Origin of the sequence: Allobosea sp. 2RAB26 (genome assembly GCF_052115465.1) — a bacterium.
Classification (GTDB): Bacteria; Pseudomonadota; Alphaproteobacteria; order Rhizobiales; family Beijerinckiaceae; genus Allobosea.
In genome coordinates, this window is the sequence record NZ_JBFRGS010000014.1 from 88324 (window position 1) to 105350 (window position 17027).

A 17027-nucleotide genomic window follows, 5' to 3' on the forward strand; every position below is an offset into this window, starting at 1 on the left:
ATCATGAGGCCGCGACGACCGCTTCGATCTCCACGGTGATGCGGCGCGGCAGCGAGCCGAACCCGACGGCTGAACGCGCGTGCCGGCCAGCATCGCCAAAGACCGCGACGAAGAGGTCCGAGCAGCCATTGATGACGGCGGGATGGTCGGTGAAGTCCGGCGTGGCGTTGACCATGCCGAGCACCTTGACGATGCGCCTGACCTTTCGAAGGTCCCCCAGTGCCGTGTGCAGCACCGCGATGAGGTTCAGCCCCGTCAGGCGTGCATGAGCATACGCCTCCTCGACCGAGACGTCGGCGCCGACCTTGCCCGTGTGGATGCGACCGTCCTCATGCGTCGGCCCCTGACCCGACAGGTAGAGCAGCGTACCTTCCCGGACATGGGTCGTGAAATTGCCGATCGGTGTCGGCACTTGCGGCAATTCAAGACCAAGTTGTGCCAGCTTCTCATAGGGCGACATCGCAAGATCGGAGGGAGGAGCAAGATCGGATGGAGGCGGCATCGCTGAACTCGGTCGGAATGGGTGTCAGGGCGCCAGCAGCCGCTCAATGAGCATGCCGAAAGGCGGCGAAGCGCGAGAGGAAAGCCCGCAATCGTTCGTTCGACTGTTCATCGAAGACGGCCTTCGGCGGCGCGTCGATCGCGATCAGTCCCTGGTCGGTGAACACCACGCGGTCGGCCACCTCCCTGGCGAAGGCCATTTCATGGGTGACGAGGATCATCGTGCGCCCCTCTGCAGCCAGTTCCTGCACCACCTCCAGCACTTCGCCGACAAGCTCGGGATCGAGCGCGGAGGTTATCTCGTCGAGCAGCAGGACCTTCGGCTCGATCGCAACCGCTCGCGCGATACCGACCCGCTGCTGCTGCCCACCGGACAATTGCGAGGGCAGCGCGTCGAGCTTCTCGGAGAGGCCGACGCGCACGAGCCATTTCTCGGCAATCTGCCTTGCCTCGCCCTTGCTCTTGCCGCGCGACTTCATCAGCCCGAGCATGACGTTCTGGGCCGCCGTCAGATGCGGAAACAGGTTGAACTGCTGGAAGACCATTGCCGCATCGACCCGGATGCTGGCGAGTTCCCGGTCACTGCGCCGACGGCGACCGGCGCCGTCATCCCGATAGCCGACCTCCACTCCATCGATCCGGACCGAGCCGCCATCATATTCCTCGAGGAAGTTGATGCAGCGCAGCAAGGTCGTCTTGCCACTTCCGGATGGGCCGATGACGGCGATCACCTGTCCCTTGCCGACATCCAGATCGATGCCCTTCAGCACCTGGTGCGCGCCGAAGGACTTGGTCAGGCCCTTGATGCGGATCACCGGCTCGTCGGGCGTCTCGATCATGATCGTCCTCCCGCTCAGATGAAACGCTTCTCGAGACGCCGGCTCAGCGTCGAAAGCGGATAGTTGATGGCGAAATACATCAGCGCCCCCATCACATAGAGCGGCAACGCCACATGGGTGCGCCCGATCACCTGCTGCAGCGCGAGCATCAGGTCGACGATCCCCAGCAGGGAGACGAGCGAGGAGCCCTTCACCGTATCGACGACGCTGTTGACGAAGGGAGGCAGGAAGCGTCGGATCGCCTGCGGTGCAAGCACATGGACGAAGCGGTCGAGGAGGCCGAGCCCGATGGACTTCGCCGCTTCCGTCTGCCCTCTGGGGATGGACTGGAAGGCGCCGCGGGTGATTTCAATGACCTGGGCGGACTTGAAGGCGGTCAATGCCACAATCGCGGCGGTCAGGCTCGGCAGGTTCACCTTGATGGCCGGCAGCCCGTAATAGACGAAATAGAGCAACACCAGGATCGGTACGCCGCGCACGAAATCGGCATAGATCCGGATCGGAAACCGCGCCCAGAGCGGGCCGAAAGCGAGCACGCAACCGAGCGGGACACCGATCAACAGCGAGAGCGCGATCACGCCGGCCGAGACCAGGAGCGTGATGCGCAGGCCATCGAGCAGAAACGGAAGCGTCTGCAGGAACAACGTCATGGCCGCTCACCGCGTGATGGCATAGCGCCGCTCGGCCAGCCGCAACAGCAGCAGGATGGCGTAGCTGGTGACCAGATAGATCGGCGTCGCGAGCAGATAGACCTCGACCGTCCGGAAGGTCTGCGTCTCGATCCAGCGCATGCCGTAAGCCAGTTCAGGGACGGCGATCGCGGAGGCGATCGAGGTGTCCTTGAACAGCGAGACATAGGTGTTCGAGAGCGATGGCAGGGCGATGCGCAGCGCCGTCGGCAGCCGGACATGGACGAGCACGCCCGCTGGCGTAAGACCGATCGCCTTGCCAGCCTCGATCAGCCCTTTCGGCACGGCTTCGAAGCCGGCGCGCAGGACCTCGACCAGATAGGCGCCGGAATAGATCGCCAGCGTCACCACGAACGAGGTGGTGGCGTCATATTGCAGATCGATCGCGCTCGGCACGCCGTAGAAGACGAGATAGACGAGCAGCAGCAGCGGGACGTTGCGGATGAATTCGACATAGCCCCGGATGAACGGCCTGGCCCAGCGTGGCCCGTCCATTTCGACGAGCGCCAGAACCAGCCCGATCACCATGCCGATCGCGATCGTCGCGATTGCGAGCTCGATGCTGAGCAGGAGACCGTCGAACAGCTTCGCGGCGTAGCGCCAGACGATCGCGAAGTTGAAGTGGTAGTTCGTCATGCCGGGAGACGTCTCGTCACGGGCCGTGCAGGCGACTTCGCCGCCCTGCCGCGCGCCAGCGGCGAGCGCAGGGGTCGGCGAAGCGCGACCGCGAAAGCCGCCGTCAGAATTTCGGCAGCCCCGTCTCGCGGACTGGCGGCGTCAGACCAAAATAATCGCTGATCGCGACATCGAAAATCTCGTTCTGGTGGCCGTACATGGCGATCCCGAAGGTGGTGTCGACGAAGCGCACCCAGTCCGGATCGCCCTGGCGCATGGCCGCGCCGTACAGCATGGAGTTCCAGGACTTGCCGGCATCGGCATATTTGTCGGGGTGGCGCTTCGCGAGCCACCAGACGGTCGAGAGATCGACGGCGGCGGCATCGGCACGCTTTGAATCGAGCGCAAGGACGACATTGGCCTGGCTGTCGAGCTGCATGACCGTCGCCTGCGGCAGGACCTTCTTCACCGACGCTTCGGCATCGACGTTCTGCAGGATGGAGACCCGTGCACCCGATCCTGCCTTGAGCAGGGCGTCAAAGCTCTTCTTGTCGCTGTCGGGGCGCGTCAGCAGGGCGATGCCCTCGACATAATAGGGTCGGGAGAACGCGACGAGCTGCGCCCGCGCCGGTGACATCGTCATGAATTGGATGACGATGTCGACCTTCCCGGTATTGATGTTGGGAATGCGTTGAGCCGCATCCTGCCTGACGAACTCGACCTTCTTGTCGTCGTCGAAGAGCCCCTTGGCGAGGATCCGCCCCATGGCGATGTCCATGCCGACGAGCTGCCCCTTCTCATCCTCGAAATGCCAGGGCGCATTGGTCGAGCCCGTGCCGACGATGAGCTTGCCCCGGTCGAGAACGGTGCGCAGCAGGCTGTTGGGAGCGGCTTGTGCCGCCGCCTGCCTGGCTGAACTGGACGCTGCCGCAAGTGCAAGGCCACCGACAAGGCCGGCCTTGAGCAGGTTTCGTTTGCTGTCGACGACGTCTGTCATAGCGGCACGCTCCCCTTATGCGAGGCGGTCCGCCTCGTATGGATTTATTCTATAATTACAGAATAAGAAGCATAACTATGTTAGCCTAGTTTTGATCGACAGAGCCTGTCAAGCGACGTCCAGAGGCGCCGAGGGAAGCGGCGCAACGAGACTGGGAGCAGATTGCTGGGGCATCTCCAATGGTGTTCGGCCGCTGGATTGGAACCCGAGGCCAGACCTGCGAGTGGCGGCGTTCAACGCCGCAGTCGACACAACGAAGCCGCCGCGATCACCGCGCTGTGTCGTCGGGCCGTCTTCTCCCGGACTAGCGATTGATCGCGCGAGCCCGGAACGTCGCAGAAGCCGAGCCAGAGACGATCGCCGCTAGGAAACAATCGCGACCGTCCCCGCATTGCTTGCGCGGACAAGGTCGTTCGGGGCCAGCTTGACCTGCAGGCCACGTAGACCTCCATTGACGAAGACATATGGCTCGGAGACGGCCGTGATCTCGACAAGGGTCCTCAGCTTGCGCTTCTGACCGAATGGGCTGACGCCGCCGACCTTATACCCCGTCAGGCGCTCGGCATCGCTCGGCGCCAGCATACGCGCGCTCTTGCCTCCAAGGGCCGCGGCCACCCTCTTCATGCTTGCCTCGCGGTCTGATGGGAGAACCAGACAAACTGGCGTGTTGTCGACCTGCGCGATCAATGTCTTCAAGACCCGACCGGGTGGTTCACCCAGGGACTGGGCCGCCTGAAGACCGACGCGATCGCTATTGGGGTCGTATTCATAGGTTCGGAGTTCGAAGGAAACGCCGCCCGCTTTCAACACGGCCGTGGCAGGTGTGGATTGTCCCATAGCCCTCAAACCCTGGTGCTTTGGCCGCGATTGCGGCCCGCGCCGAAACGCCCCCTCCCTATAGAAATCCCGCGCCCCGAGAGACATCCCCTTCTGCTGGGCCCATGAGGCACCAAGGGCTTCACTGGAGGCGGCCGCTTCGATGCGCGCGTCTGCTCCGCAGACCAGGACGAAGCCGCCCCCCTTGGAAGCATCCGCGGCGAGCTTCGCGACAGCGTCACACCCTCTTGAAACCCCAACCGTCCAAACTAGTTTTCTGGGATCAGCCACGGAAGGAGAGATCCGATGACCGCGGTGACTGAACTCAAACCGGAAACGCACAGCGTCTGCATCACCTGCCATGAGGATTACCGGTATGCGCTTCTGCGCATCGGCCAGATCGAGGATGCGCAGCCCAATTCGGCGAAAGCCCTCGAATTGCAAGCTCTCAGGGCCGCGATCGTCGACTATGAGACGCGCAAGGCATTGCACGCGAAGGGACCAGAGGTGACGGCCGCGAGGTGACAGGCTCCGCAATCAGCTGAACATCGCCCACGCCGTCGAACACGTCCAGGGACTGATCGGCTGCATCAAGGGTTTTGGCGAGGAGAGCGTGTTGACCGGCCTCGTCGTCACATTGGCCGCTCGCGAGGACCACGGTGCCGGGGGCACGTGGCGAGGCGGCTGTGAATACGTTGTAAGTTGATATCGAATGACGAACACAGATCAAAGAACGGGGGTGAGAGAATGCCGCAGAAGCCGACGCGCGAGTTTGCAGTGATCAAAGTGAAGCACGTTACAGTCAGCGCAGACACGACACTGGGCGCCGTAATCGCCTTGGAAGTCGATGGGAAGAACGAAATCTCCCTCTTCATGGTGCCAGAAGTTCTCGCCTCGCTGGAGGCTATGCTGGCCAAGGCCAGTCTCGAACAGGCGCGTCACCACCCAGTTCAGTAGGCCGCCGCACGCCCTCTCACCAGAATAAACCGGGACTGCAAGCATCGGAATTGAGCGAACCACCGCAACGAGTATTGCAAATAGAACGTTCGGCAGGTTAAATGAGACCTAGGCGCAATATTCTGATTTGGGAAAAGCCATGGCCAACGAAGATGAAAATTATATTGATCTCACGGCGATGGTTATTTCGGCCTACGTCGCACATAACAATGTCCCTCGCAGCGATCTCGTTGGCTTGATTGCGAGCACGTATTCAGCGTTCGCGCAGCTCGACGCCAAATCCGAAGCTGCGCCGCCACCGGTCGCGCTCGTACCGGCCGTTCCGATCAAGAAGTCGGTCACGCCGGACGCCATCATCTGCCTGGAAGACGGCAAATCGTTCAAATCCCTCAGGCGTCATCTGGGTACGGCCTACAATCTCACTCCTGAGCAATATCGCACCAAGTGGGGCTTGCCCTCAGACTATCCGATGGTCGCACCGAACTATTCCGAGGCCCGGGCCGCCCTTGCAAAGGCATCGGGCCTGGGTCGCAAGGCCAAGGTGGTCCCGGCCGCACCCGTCGTCGCGAAGCCACCGCGCGCCAAGCGCGGCCCGCGCTCAGGCTCCAGCGCCTGACCCGGCCGCGAAGCTGACGGCCGTTGGCGCCTGCCGTTTCGGCGCTTTCGGGACTGGAGATTTCTGGATCACCGCAGCCATTTTGGAGCGCGGGCGATCCAGAAGTCCGCAATTGTCCCCCCCTGGTCGCTTGCACGCCGATGTTATTGCTTGTCGGCGCGGGATAGGTTGACGGCTGCCTCAACCGGCGTGGCGGTGTCGATGCTGACGATGACCGACATGCCGGGCGCCAGATCCTCGGTCAAAGGCTGGTCCTGATCGATCGCGATCCGCACCGGCAGCCGCTGCGCAATCTTGGTAAAATTGCCGGTCGCATTGTCGGCCTTCAGGATGCTGAACTCGGAGCCCGTGGCTGGCGAGAACTCCTGGACATGCCCGGTCAACGCGGCGTGATGCAGCGCATCGACCGTAAAGGTCACCGGCTGGCCGATCTTCATCCCGGAGAGCTGGTTTTCCTTGAAGTTCGCGATCACCCATTTCCTGGCCGGAACCAGCGACGCCAGTTGCGTGCCAACAGCAACATATTGCCCGAGCCGCACGCCGATCTCGCCCATCTTGCCGTCCTGCGGCGCCAGGATGCGGGTGTTCTGCAGATCGATCGCGGCCAATTGCACTGCTGCCTCGGCATTGCGCACGGCTGCCTCCAGCCCGGCGCGCCCGACGATGATGGACTGCCGATCCTGCCGGGCGACATCGAGGGCCGCTTCGGCCTGGCGTAGGCTGGCGCGGGCCTGGTCGAGCACCAGACTGGCCTGATCGGCCGCGCTCTGCGTCGAAATCCCCTTCTCGCGCAGGGCGAGGATGCGCCCGGCATTGGCTTCCGCGGTTTCGACCGCCGCCTGCGCACTGGCGATCTGGGCTTCTCCGGAGCGCAGGCGCGCTTCGGCAGCGCGCTGCGATTGATCGGCATTGGCGAGGGTGGCCCGCTGGCCGGCAAGAGTGGCCTGCGCCTGCCGCACACGCTGCTCGTAGATCCGGTCGTCGATCTGCACGATGAGATCACCAGCCTTCACCGTTTCGAAGTCCTGAACCGCGACTTTCTTCACATAGCCCGCCAATTGCGGGCTGATGATCGTGACCTGGCCTTTGACATAGGCATTCTCCGTGCTCTCGACCGAGCTGGCGAAGGGCGGCAGCCGCCAGGCGTAAAGCACGAGCAGCACACCGCCTGCGGCGACCAGCAGCGCAATCAGGGTTCCAGGTGAGCGAATGGCTTTCGACATGATGGCTGGTTTCGGTTCAGAGGGCTTCGGCCGGGCGTAAGAAGAACTTGGCGCTGCGCAGTCTTGCGTAGAGCAGATGGATGATCAGTCCGCCGAGCGCGGCTCCTGCCAGGACCGCGATGAGCAGGAATGCGTCGTTATAGGCGAGGATATTGGCTTCGCGGCTGGCCTGCTGGGCGAACAGGGCGACGCCCTCGGCATTCAGCAGCCGCCCGTCAGTGAGCAGCTTTCCATAGACTGCCGAAAGCTGCCTCACCCGCTCCGCCACCGCCGGGTCGGACAGCGAGAAATGTTCGACGAGAAGGCTGGAATGGAACTTCTCGCGGAGCGTGACGAAGCTGCCGAAGAAAGCCGAACCGATCAGGCCGCCCAGACTCTGCGTGAAGAGGAAAACCACGATGAAGCTGGTGATAAAGGTCGGCCCCTGGCGGAGCGCAGCCATGAGACCGGCCAGCATCGCCGGAGGCAGGAACAGCGCGCCGCCAAACGCGATCAGGGCCTGGCTCAGATACATGTTGTCCGGCCGCGTCAGATTGGTCGCCTGACTATCCATGGCGGCACCGGCGCAAATGCAGAGCAGCGCGACGCCGTGCAGCAGCGGCACGCGCTCGGGCTTGAGAGTGGCGCCGCAAAGGAGCCCGCCGCAAAGCGAAGCCAGCAGGATCACCACATACAGCCCCCTGCTCTGCTCATTGAGCAGGCCGAGATTCTGGAACAGGGCGAGTGCGCCCGAAGTCTGCTCCGACAGCACGATGCGGAAGACCAGCAGCACCGCCGTGATATGGAGCATTTCCCGGCTCATCAGCCAGCGCACATTCAGCAGCGGCGTCTCGCGATTGATCTCGATTGCCACGGCAAGCCCGAGCGACAGGATGGCCAGGGCAAGGCACCAGCCGATCCAGGGTGCCTCCAGCCACCAGACCAGGCGGCCCATCACCAGGATGACCGCGAGCAGGCCAAAGCCGATCGCAATCAAGGGGTAGCTGATGAAATCCAGCCGCTGCAGGACCTTCGCATGGGGAATCGGCGTCAGTGGCAGATAGAAGATCACGGCAAGCGAAATCAGCGCGAGGCCGATCGCCATCGTATAGAGGCCCTGCCATTGACCGATATCGAGCAGCATCGGCGAGATCAGCCGCGCCAGCGTAGGGGTGATCGCGGAGCAGGTCAGCGTCAGGCTCAAGCCCCATGACATCTTCCTGGCCGGAGGAAAGGCCTCGAGCATGTAGAGGAAGCCGAGTGTCGATATCGGCGATGCCGCCATGCCCGCGAGGAAGCGGACCCCGATCGCCGAATGCAGATCATGCGCGAACAGATGTAGAAGCGAGGCGGTGACGAAGATGCAGATGCCGAGCTCGGCGAAGCGGCGCAGCCCGAACTGCGTCCGGACCTTGGTCAGGATCAGGGTCAGGCTGACATTCGGCGCCATATAGGCGGCGATCAGCCAATTGATCTCAAGCTGCGTCGCGCCGAAGGCACCCTGGATTTGATTGGTATTGGCAGCGACGAAGTTCATGCCGAGGCCCTGCGTGCCAATCAGAAGGGCGGCGGCCGCGACATAGGCCGCGGCGACGGCAAAGGGCTTTGCCGGCAGCAGAGCCGGGCTCTCAGGGCGGGAAGGCTCTTGGACGTTCGCAGATGAAGGATCTGCTTCGGGCCGCGCTTCCGTTTCGTTGGTCGTAGCCATGGCCATGAGCCTCAGGACTGAGGCTCCATGTTGCGGATCATCTGCCGAAGCACGCGGATCGCGATCTCGAGTTCGGCAGGGTCGATCTCGCGCAATACCTCGCGGCCGATCTCGCCGGAGATCTCCTCGATCTCCTCGACCTGATGTTGGGCGGCTGGGGTCAGGCTGATCTGTTTCGCCCGCCGATCGCCGTCGATGGCGCTTCGCTCGATCAGGCCGTTCTTCTCCATCCCGTCGAGCAGGCGCACGACGGTCGGGCCCTCGACCTCCAGCAGACTGGCGAGTTCCGTCTGATTGATCGCCGGGCAACGCGAGAGATGAAGCAATGCGCGTGCACGCGACAAGGTCAGGCCGCGTTGGCGCACAAGGCGATCGAACAGGGTTCGCAATTTGCGGCCGGCCGTCGACAGCTCCGTCAGGAAGCTGCGCTCGAATCCAGGTCGGGTGTCGTCCATAGAACGCATATGTGTAGTGTACTATCTATTAGTCAAGCAGCTAACCAAGTGTCATTCGGACGAACCCAGGCGCAGGCCGACAATCCGTCGGGGTACCCGAAGCTATGAGAGCGGAGGTTTTCCTTGCCCAGCCGGTAGACTATTTCCGACAGGGCTTTATAATTGTCGACAATAGGCAATTATTCGAACGCAAGGGCGGAGCCGTCTGATGAAAACCTACTGGATTGCCGCCATTCCCGGCGACGGGATCGGCGCCGAGGTGATCGGGGCAGGGCTCGAGGTCCTGTCGCTATGCGCCGCCCGGTCCGGCAATTTCGCGTTCGACTTCACCCATTTCGATTGGGGTTCGGACTACTTCAAGCGCCATGGCCGGATGATGCCCGAAGACGGGCTCGACCGCATCCGCGATTGCGACGCGATCTATTTCGGTGCCGTCGGCGCGCCCGATGTGCCCGATCATGTCACCCTATGGGGCCTGAGGCTCGCCATCTGCCAGCCCTTCGACCAATACGCGAATGTGCGCCCGACGCGCATCCTGCCGGGCATCGAGCCGCCCCTGCGCGGGGTGGCTCCGGATGATCTCGACTGGGTGATCGTGCGCGAGAATTCGGAGGGCGAATATGCCGGCCAGGGCGGGCGCTCGCATCGCGGGCAACCCGAGGAGATCGCGACCGAGGTCTCGATCTTCACCCGCGGCGGGGTCACGCGCATCATGCGCTTCGCCTTCGAAATGGCGCGCTCTCGTCCCCGCAAACTCCTGACCGTCGTCACCAAGTCGAACGCACAGCGCCACGGCATGGTGATGTGGGATGAGATCGCCGCCGAAGTGGCGCGCGAGTTTCCCGACGTGACCTGGGACAAGATGCTGGTCGACGCCATGACCATCCGTATGACACTGAAGCCGCGGAGCCTCGACACGATCGTGGCGACGAATCTTCATGCCGATATCCTGTCCGACCTAGCCGCAGCCCTCGCAGGCTCGATCGGCATTGCCCCCACCGCCAATCTCGACCCCGAGCGCCGTTTTCCCTCGATGTTCGAGCCGATCCACGGCTCCGCCTTCGACATCACCGGCAAGGGCATCGCCAATCCGATCGCCAGCTTCTGGTCCGCCGTGATGATGCTCGACCATCTCGGCGAGGCGGACGCAGCCGCACGGCTGATGCGCGCGATCGAGCGCGTCACGGCTGACCCGGCAAACCACACGCCGGATCTCGGCGGCGCGGCGACCACGCGCTCGGTGACCGATGCAGTGCTGGAGGCACTCCGCGGCGACAATCTCGCTCACGCCGCCAGCTGACCGGCGCCCTGCGGATAGCGGCATCGTCGCGACCCGCCCGGCGGTTCAGGCGGCGACGCGGACTGTCGCCAGTCGGCTCGCAAGTTCGACGGCGCTCTGGAGCGCGCCGGGCGAGGCCACGCCTTTGCCGACAATGTCGAATGCTGTGCCATGCGCTGGCGTCGTGAAGACGACGTCGAGCCCCGCCGTCACCGTGACGCCGCGATTGAAGCCCCTGAGCTTCGTCGCGATCTGGCCCTGGTCGTGATACATGGCGACGACACTGTCGAATTCGCCGGCGAAGGCACGAATATAGACCGTATCGGCCGGATAGGGCCCGGTGCAGCCGATGCCTCCAGCCGCGATCCGCTCCACGGTCGGCCGGATCAGCTCGATCTCGTCGCGGCCGAACAGGCCGTTCTCGCCGGCGTGAGGATTGAGTGCGGCCACCGCGATGCGCGGGCTGACGATCCCGGCGCGCTTCATCATGCGGTCGACGAGTTCGACCGCATCGGTGATCGCGCGCGCATCGATCAGGTCGAGGGCTTCGCGCAGCGAGACATGCGACGTCACCCGCGACATCCACTGGCCGTCGAGCACGTTCATTTCCGAGAAATAGCCGTGATGCCTGAGCAGATGCGCGAACAACTTGTGCTCGTCGGGAAAGCGCCAGCCGCCTGCGAACATCGCGGCCTTGTTCAGCGGCGCGAAGGTGATCGCATCGAGCTGTCCGGCCTGCGCCATGCTGATGGCACGGGCCAGCGTCTCGCCTGTGATCCGGCCGGATTCCGCCGATATCTGCCCGCGCCCGAGTTGAGCCGGATCGGCATTGCCGAGATCGACGAGCGGGATCTCGGGAGCATCCCAGTCGATCTCGTCGCGTTCAGTCACGCCGGTCCAACGGAGCTGAACACCGGCATCGCGCGCGCCCTGCTCCAGCACGCGACGATCACCAACCGCAACGAGCCGGACATGCTCGCGATAGCGGCCCGCGGCGAGAACCTTGGCCGCGATCTCGGGACCGATGCCGGTCGCGTCTCCGAAGAGGAAGCCGAGGCGAGGCTTATCCTGCATGGCGGCCATGACGTCCCTCAGATTCAAGATGCTTATTGTCGACAATATGATATTCATCGCATGGGATCCGATGAGGAGCAATGCCGATGATGCTGGAACGATCAGAACCCGGGGCGAGCCGGCCGCCACTCCTGCCGCATGGCCCCGTGCTGATGGCAGGATTCGAGCGCCGTAAACTGCGCACCCGCGGCGCCGAAATCGAGGTGGCCATAGCCGGAAGCGGGCCGCCCTTGCTGCTGATCCACGGCAACCCGCTCAACCTGTCGAGCTGGCACAAGATTGCGCCATCGCTGGCTCAGAGCTTCACGGTGGTCGCGACCGACCTGCGCGGGTATGGCGACAGCTCCAAGCCCGACGGCGGAGAGGACCATGCCGGCTACAGTTTCCGTGCGATGGGCGAGGACAATTTCGATGTGATGGACGCGCTCGGCTTCGACCGTTTCGCAGTCGCCGGGCACGACCGGGGCGCGCGCGTCGCCTTCCGCATGGCTCTCGACCAGCCGGACCGCGTCACCGCGCTGGCCGCTCTCGACATCGTGCCGACCCATCATGTCCTGACCAATGTCAGCCTCGGCTGGGGGCTTGAATCCTACCACTGGTTCTTCATGGCGCAGAAAGCGCCGTTTCCCGAGCGGCTGATCTGCGCCGATCTCGACTATTACATCCGCTACAAGCTCAACAAGAAGGGTGTCGGGCTCGAGATCTTCACGCCCGAGGCGCTGGCTGACTACGCACGCTGCACGACCCCGGAGCAGATTCACGCCGTCTGCGAAGATTATCGCGCCACCGTGACCCTCGACCTTGCCATGGACACGGCGGATTACGGCAAGCGCAAGATCGCCTGCCCCGTCCTCGTCCTGTGGGGCTCGAACAGCCATTGCGGCCGGCATTTCAAGCCGCTCGAAGCCTGGCAGGAATGGGCGGACGGCGTGCGCGGCTGGGCCATTCCGACCGGGCACTATCCGGCCGAGCACCGACCCGACCTCGTCTACGCCGCCTTCCATGACTTCTTCTCGGGACGTGAGCCCGTGCCCTATGCCGAAGCTGCCTGATGCCGGCGCTCGATCCGCAGGAAGCGAAGCGGAGGCTGCACGCACCCGGGGAGATCGCCTGTCTCGATTTGCGCGAACAGGGTCAGTACGGCGAAGGCCACCCCTTCCTCGCCGTGCCCTGCCCCTATAGCCGGCTGGAGGCGCTGGTCGGGGTACTCGTGCCCCGCCGCGACGTGCCGGTCGTGCTGGTCGACGAGGGCGATGGGGTGTCCGAGCGCGCCGCAACGCGGCTCACCGCGATGGGTTACAGCCGTATCGACTGGATCGCGGGCGGCGCCCCGGCCTGGGCGGCGGCCGGATACACCCTGTTCAAGGGCGTGAACCTGCCGAGCAAGACGCTGGGCGAGCTGGTCGAGGAGCATTGGCACGTGCCTGCGATCGGTCCCGACACTCTCGACGCCTGGCAGGAGCAGGGCCGCCCGCTGCACCTCCTCGACGGTCGCTCAGCCGGCGAATACACGAAGATGACGATCCCGGGCTCGCGCTCCTTTCCGAACGGAGAGGCGGCGCATCGCTGGGACGCACTCGCCCCGGGGGAAGCCCCCGTCATCATCAACTGCGCCGGGCGGACGCGCAGCATCATCGGCACCGCGGGCTTGGCGCTGATGCAGCCGGGCGCAGTGGTGCTTGCCCTGGAAAACGGCACGCAGGGCTGGGCGCTCTCGGGCCGTGCGCTCGCGTATGACTCTGCCGCCGGTCCTTTGCCGCAGATCGACCGCGCGGCAAGCCGCCTGCGGGCCGATGCCTTCATGCGCACGCATGCTATTTCGCGGATCGACCGCCTCAAAGCCGAAGACCTCGCCGGAGAGCCCGGCCGCACGACCTATCTTCTCGACATGCGCGATCCGGCCGAGCACGCGGCCACGCCGCATGCCGCGGCGGCCTCAGCGCCAGGAGGCCAGCTCATTCAGGCCACGGACCACTGGATCGGCGTCCGCCGAGCGCGCATCATCCTGGCCGACGATACCGGGTTGCGCGCGGCGCTCGCTGCGTTCTGGCTGCGCCAACTCGGCTACGAAACCTATGTGCTTCCCGATATCGAGTCCTGGCCGGCCGACTGGCGCCTGCCGGTATCCGAACCGCCTCCCGACCTTGTCGCACCACCTGCAATCAGCGCCGATGAGGCGATCGAGCGCGCGCAAGCCGGAGACCTGCTGCTCGACCTGCGCGGCTCGCTTGCCTATCGCGCCGGCCATCTGCCGGGCGCCGCCTGGTCGATCCGGCCGCGCCTGCCGGCCGTGGCGGGCCGGCATGTGCTGCTTGCGGGAGACGAGACAGCAACCGCGCTCGCCAGCCGCGACCTCGCGGAATGCGGCGCGACATCGGTTCGCCGGGTCACAGGCGACGCAAGCGCTTGGCGCGCGGAGGGGCTTGCCCTCGACAGCTCGCCCGACGCCCCCGCGGACGCCGACGCCATCGACTTTCTGTTCTTCGTGCACGACCGGCACGACGGCAATCTCGATGCCGCGCGGCGCTATCTTGCCTGGGAGCTCGGGCTGGTCGCCCAGCTCGACGCAGACGAACGCGGCGAATATCGGCTCGACACGCTCGACCTCAGAGCCTGATGCAACATTTCGGCATCGGGCTCAGGATCATCGGAGCGGAACGCGTATCCGGCCCGCTGATCTAACCGATCGCCCTGGTGATCGCCTCGGTCATGCCACGGGTGCCGGTGGTGCCGCGGATGTCGCGCGTGCGCGTCTCGGGCCCCGAGAGCGCGGAGCGGATCGCCGCTTCCATCGTGCGTGCGGCCTCCACCGCCTGCGGCAGGGATCGGACCCGGCCGAGATGCTCGATCAGCATCCGCGTCGACTCGATCATTGCATAGGGATTGGCTACGCCCTTGCCGGCAATGTCGGGCGCCGAACCATGCGTCGCCTGCGCCATGGCGAGGCCGCCCTCGCCGATGCACAGGCCGGGCGCCATGCCGAGCCCGCCGACCAGCCCCGCGGCTTCATCGGTCAGGATGTCGCCGAACATGTTCGTCGTCACCACAGTGTCGAAGCTCTGCGGATCGCGCACCAGGCGCATTGCGAAGGTATCGACGATCACCTCGTCGATCGTGACATCGGGATAATCCTTCGCCGCCTCGTAGCAGCTCTCCACGAACATGCCGCAGCCGAGCTTGAACACCGTGTTCTTGTGCACGAGCGTCAGGCGCTTGCGCCGCGACCGGGCGATGTCGAGCGCGGCACGGGCGACCTTGCGGCTGCCCCTGCGCGAGATGACGCGCACCGAGATTGTCAGGTCGTCAGTGGGCCGGAACTCGCCCGAGCCCATCACGACATTGCGGTCCGGCTGGAAGCCCTCGTTGTTCTCGCGCACGATGACGAGGTCGACATCGTCATAGATGCAGCCGATGTCGGGGTAGGATCGCGTCGGGCGGACATTGGCGAACAGGTCGAAATGCTTGCGCAGGATCGGATGCGGATTGATCGCGCCCGGCCCCTTTGGATAGGCCTGATGACCGATCGGCCCGAGGATGAAGCCGTCGAAGGTGGCGAGCGTCTCCAGCGTGCCATCCGGCAGCGTCGTGCCGTGGCTATCGAGCGCGGCGCGGCCGATAGGCATGGGCCGCCAGTCGATGGCGAGCCCGTGCCGGGCGGCCGCTGCGCGCGTCACCTCGACCGCAGCCGGGACGATCTCGTGGCCGATATCGTCCCCGTTGAGGACGCCGATGGTGAGCTTCGCCATGGTCAGAGCCTCAAGGGCGCCATCAGGCGCTCGATCGAGGGCAGAGTGTCCAGGTCGCGCACCATGGCGATCACGTCCTCGATCCGTTCCCGGCCGAGACTGGCGAAGCCCGCGGTCTCGCGGAACTTGTCCGAGACCTCCTCGTAGCTCATCGGGTTGGCCGGACTTCCCTTGCCGAAATCGGCCCGGCCCGAGATGGTCCGGCCATCTTTCAGCGTAATGGCGATGAGGGTCGTCATCTTGTCGTAACCGGCGGCCTCAGCCTCATCGTCCACCACGAAATCGACCCGCTCGATCATCGCCTTGACGTCGGCGCGGTTCACCACCGCGTCGGTGAATTCCGCAAGGCCGGCCTTACCCTCGATCAGCAGGATCGCCATGCAGAACTCCATCGAGAACTTGGCCTGGAGCTCGTTGGTCGGCCGATGGTGGATCAGCGCGTTGGGCATGTTGTGGTTGGTGCCGACGCGGACCCGCTCCACCGCGTCCGCGGTGATCCGGTTCTCGCGGATGAGACGCAGCATCTCGGTCATACCCGGATGGGTCAGCGAGCCTGAAGGATGCGGCTTGATCGAGATGCCGGGCGCCGCAAAGGTCCAGGGCGCCCCGAGCTGGTTCAGGATGGCGCCCGCGTCATAGCCGCCGCCGGCAGCCCGGAAGAAGCCGCGCGGCGCCTCCAGGATCTTGTCCGTGGCGCTCCAGCCATATTCGGCGAACTGAGCCGCCGCGACGCCGCTCTCCGACGAGCGCCCGGCATGGAAGGGCTTGGTCATCGTGCCGAAATTCTCGCGCAGTCCGGCCGACTGACTGCCGGCGATCGACAGCGCGCGCAGGGTCTGGTCGAGGTCGAGCCCCATCAGCCTGGCGCTGGCCGCCGCAGCCGCGAAGGTGCCGCAGGTGGCCGTGGCGTGGAAACCGGTCTGGTAATGTCGCGGGTTGATCGCCTCGGCGATCTTGCACTCCACCTCGACGCCAAGATGGTAGGCGAGCATCACATCGCGCCCGCTGGCACCCTTCGCCTCGCCCATGGCAAGCGCCGCCGGCAGCGCAGGTGCGGTCGGATGGGTGAGGAGCCCGTAGACCCGGTCCTTGGCCACGGCAAGCTGGGTATCGTCATAGTCGTCGGCGTGAATGCCGACGCCGTTGGCGAAGGCCGCGAAGCGCGGCGCGACCTTCAGCCGCGAGCCGATGACCGTGGCCGGTCCGCTCGCCAGGTTCAGATCGGCGAGATGGCGGCGCACATAGTCGCCGCTATGGGCGACCGAGCCCGACAGCGCCAGCCCGAGCCCGTCGAGGATCGATTTCTTGCCGAGTGCGACGACATCGCCGGGCAGATCCGCCGGCGACGCATCGCAGATGAAGGACGCCACATAGCGCGTCAGACCGTTATCCGCGGGCGAAAGGTTATCGGGCGTCTTCATGGCGTCCTCCAGGCTAGGCCATCAGCCTCTAATTGTCTTTTGCCGATTGTCAACAGTTTAAGATCCAATGGCGTTGCCCGGCTCCGACTGATAGATTGGGCCAATCACACGG

General features: G+C 64.6%; 18 protein-coding genes. 6 read left to right on the forward strand and 12 right to left on the reverse strand.

All coding sequences use genetic code 11. The features are described from left to right. Position 1: 1 nt before the first annotated feature. The 6 genes from AB4118_RS24245 to ybaK form a co-directional block, all read right to left on the reverse strand. Positions 2-502, reverse strand: coding sequence for a RidA family protein (locus AB4118_RS24245; protein WP_441492138.1), 501 nt, complete (start codon positions 500-502; stop codon positions 2-4). A 43-nt stretch (positions 503-545) separates the two neighbouring features. Beyond that, entirely contained in the window at positions 546-1340 is a 795-nt protein-coding gene (locus AB4118_RS24250) for an amino acid ABC transporter ATP-binding protein (RefSeq protein WP_441492139.1), read from the reverse strand. 14 nt (positions 1341-1354) lie between these two features. Beyond that, entirely contained in the window at positions 1355-1990 is a 636-nt protein-coding gene (locus AB4118_RS24255; protein ID WP_441492140.1) for an amino acid ABC transporter permease, read from the reverse strand. Positions 1991-1996: 6 nt separating this feature from the next. Beyond that, on the reverse strand, positions 1997-2665 hold the full coding sequence (locus AB4118_RS24260; RefSeq protein WP_441492141.1) for an amino acid ABC transporter permease: 669 nt from the start codon (positions 2663-2665) through the stop codon (positions 1997-1999). A gap of 103 nt (positions 2666-2768) precedes the next feature. Beyond that, on the reverse strand, positions 2769-3641 hold the full coding sequence (locus tag AB4118_RS24265) for a transporter substrate-binding domain-containing protein (protein WP_441492142.1): 873 nt from the start codon (positions 3639-3641) through the stop codon (positions 2769-2771). A gap of 363 nt (positions 3642-4004) precedes the next feature. Beyond that, positions 4005-4478, reverse strand: coding sequence for a Cys-tRNA(Pro) deacylase (gene ybaK / locus AB4118_RS24270; protein WP_441492143.1), 474 nt, complete (start codon positions 4476-4478; stop codon positions 4005-4007). A gap of 285 nt (positions 4479-4763) precedes the next feature. Here ybaK and AB4118_RS24275 point away from each other — a divergent pair, with 285 nt between their 5' ends. The 3 genes from AB4118_RS24275 to AB4118_RS24285 all read left to right on the forward strand — a co-directional run bounded on the left by AB4118_RS24275 (position 4764) and on the right by AB4118_RS24285 (position 6030). Further along, on the forward strand, positions 4764-4982 hold the full coding sequence (locus AB4118_RS24275) for a hypothetical protein (RefSeq protein ID WP_441492144.1): 219 nt from the start codon (positions 4764-4766) through the stop codon (positions 4980-4982). Positions 4983-5204: 222 nt separating this feature from the next. After that, positions 5205-5414 (forward strand): hypothetical protein, encoded by a 210-nt coding sequence (locus AB4118_RS24280; RefSeq protein ID WP_113516134.1) that lies wholly within the window; start codon positions 5205-5207, stop codon positions 5412-5414. A gap of 139 nt (positions 5415-5553) precedes the next feature. Then, positions 5554-6030 (forward strand): Ros/MucR family transcriptional regulator, encoded by a 477-nt coding sequence (locus AB4118_RS24285; RefSeq protein ID WP_441492145.1) that lies wholly within the window; start codon positions 5554-5556, stop codon positions 6028-6030. Between the two features lie 143 nt (positions 6031-6173). Here the strand turns inward: AB4118_RS24285 and AB4118_RS24290 are convergent, their stop codons facing one another. The 3 genes from AB4118_RS24290 to AB4118_RS24300 are packed head-to-tail and all read right to left on the reverse strand — an operon-like array spanning position 6174 to position 9395. After that, complete coding sequence (locus AB4118_RS24290; RefSeq protein WP_441492146.1) at positions 6174-7253, reverse strand: HlyD family secretion protein; 1080 nt, start codon at positions 7251-7253, stop codon at positions 6174-6176. 16 nt (positions 7254-7269) lie between these two features. Continuing rightward, positions 7270-8940, reverse strand: a complete 1671-nt coding sequence (locus AB4118_RS24295; protein WP_441492147.1) for an MFS transporter — start codon at positions 8938-8940, stop codon at positions 7270-7272. Between the two features lie 11 nt (positions 8941-8951). Further along, a complete protein-coding gene (locus tag AB4118_RS24300) occupies positions 8952-9395 on the reverse strand; it encodes a MarR family winged helix-turn-helix transcriptional regulator (protein WP_441492148.1) in 444 nt (147 codons plus the stop codon). 208 nt (positions 9396-9603) lie between these two features. Between AB4118_RS24300 and AB4118_RS24305 the strand changes: the two genes are divergently transcribed. Next, positions 9604-10695: a tartrate dehydrogenase gene (locus AB4118_RS24305; protein ID WP_441492149.1), complete on the forward strand. Its 1092-nt coding sequence runs from the start codon at positions 9604-9606 to the stop codon at positions 10693-10695. Positions 10696-10740: 45 nt separating this feature from the next. Here the strand turns inward: AB4118_RS24305 and AB4118_RS24310 are convergent, their stop codons facing one another. After that, entirely contained in the window at positions 10741-11748 is a 1008-nt protein-coding gene (locus tag AB4118_RS24310) for a PdxA family dehydrogenase (protein ID WP_441492150.1), read from the reverse strand. An 89-nt stretch (positions 11749-11837) separates the two neighbouring features. On the opposite strand from AB4118_RS24310, the gene AB4118_RS24315 reads away from it, so the two are divergent. Both AB4118_RS24315 and AB4118_RS24320 read left to right on the forward strand, forming a co-directional pair. Continuing rightward, entirely contained in the window at positions 11838-12800 is a 963-nt protein-coding gene (locus AB4118_RS24315) for an alpha/beta fold hydrolase (protein ID WP_441492151.1), read from the forward strand. After that, positions 12800-14365 carry a rhodanese-like domain-containing protein gene (locus AB4118_RS24320; protein ID WP_441492152.1) on the forward strand — a complete coding sequence of 522 codons (1566 nt, stop codon included), beginning with the start codon at positions 12800-12802 and terminating at the stop codon, positions 14363-14365. Before AB4118_RS24315 ends, AB4118_RS24320 begins: the two co-directional genes overlap by 1 nt. Positions 14366-14426: 61 nt before the next feature. On the opposite strand, the gene AB4118_RS24325 is transcribed toward AB4118_RS24320, so the two are convergent. Together AB4118_RS24325 and AB4118_RS24330 are read right to left on the reverse strand one after the other, a co-directional pair. Next, the gene (locus AB4118_RS24325) at positions 14427-15494 is read right to left on the reverse strand and encodes an isocitrate/isopropylmalate dehydrogenase family protein (RefSeq protein WP_441492153.1); all 1068 of its coding nucleotides are present in this window, start codon (positions 15492-15494) and stop codon (positions 14427-14429) included. 2 nt (positions 15495-15496) lie between these two features. Further along, positions 15497-16915: an MmgE/PrpD family protein gene (locus tag AB4118_RS24330; RefSeq protein WP_441492154.1), complete on the reverse strand. Its 1419-nt coding sequence runs from the start codon at positions 16913-16915 to the stop codon at positions 15497-15499. Positions 16916-17027: the final 112 nt, after the last annotated feature.

Coding starts and splice junctions, on each gene's coding strand:
- AB4118_RS24245 (WP_441492138.1), bottom strand. CDS start 502: ATGCCGCCTCCATCCGATCTTGCTCCTCCCTCCGATCTTGCGATGTCG.
- AB4118_RS24250 (WP_441492139.1), bottom strand. CDS start 1,340: ATGATCGAGACGCCCGACGAGCCGGTGATCCGCATCAAGGGCCTGACC.
- AB4118_RS24255 (WP_441492140.1), bottom strand. CDS start 1,990: ATGACGTTGTTCCTGCAGACGCTTCCGTTTCTGCTCGATGGCCTGCGC.
- AB4118_RS24260 (WP_441492141.1), bottom strand. CDS start 2,665: ATGACGAACTACCACTTCAACTTCGCGATCGTCTGGCGCTACGCCGCG.
- AB4118_RS24265 (WP_441492142.1), bottom strand. CDS start 3,641: ATGACAGACGTCGTCGACAGCAAACGAAACCTGCTCAAGGCCGGCCTT.
- ybaK (WP_441492143.1), bottom strand. CDS start 4,478: ATGGGACAATCCACACCTGCCACGGCCGTGTTGAAAGCGGGCGGCGTT.
- AB4118_RS24275 (WP_441492144.1), top strand. CDS start 4,764: ATGACCGCGGTGACTGAACTCAAACCGGAAACGCACAGCGTCTGCATC.
- AB4118_RS24280 (WP_113516134.1), top strand. CDS start 5,205: ATGCCGCAGAAGCCGACGCGCGAGTTTGCAGTGATCAAAGTGAAGCAC.
- AB4118_RS24285 (WP_441492145.1), top strand. CDS start 5,554: ATGGCCAACGAAGATGAAAATTATATTGATCTCACGGCGATGGTTATT.
- AB4118_RS24290 (WP_441492146.1), bottom strand. CDS start 7,253: ATGTCGAAAGCCATTCGCTCACCTGGAACCCTGATTGCGCTGCTGGTC.
- AB4118_RS24295 (WP_441492147.1), bottom strand. CDS start 8,940: ATGGCTACGACCAACGAAACGGAAGCGCGGCCCGAAGCAGATCCTTCA.
- AB4118_RS24300 (WP_441492148.1), bottom strand. CDS start 9,395: ATGGACGACACCCGACCTGGATTCGAGCGCAGCTTCCTGACGGAGCTG.
- AB4118_RS24305 (WP_441492149.1), top strand. CDS start 9,604: ATGAAAACCTACTGGATTGCCGCCATTCCCGGCGACGGGATCGGCGCC.
- AB4118_RS24310 (WP_441492150.1), bottom strand. CDS start 11,748: ATGCAGGATAAGCCTCGCCTCGGCTTCCTCTTCGGAGACGCGACCGGC.
- AB4118_RS24315 (WP_441492151.1), top strand. CDS start 11,838: ATGCTGGAACGATCAGAACCCGGGGCGAGCCGGCCGCCACTCCTGCCG.
- AB4118_RS24320 (WP_441492152.1), top strand. CDS start 12,800: ATGCCGGCGCTCGATCCGCAGGAAGCGAAGCGGAGGCTGCACGCACCC.
- AB4118_RS24325 (WP_441492153.1), bottom strand. CDS start 15,494: ATGGCGAAGCTCACCATCGGCGTCCTCAACGGGGACGATATCGGCCAC.
- AB4118_RS24330 (WP_441492154.1), bottom strand. CDS start 16,915: ATGAAGACGCCCGATAACCTTTCGCCCGCGGATAACGGTCTGACGCGC.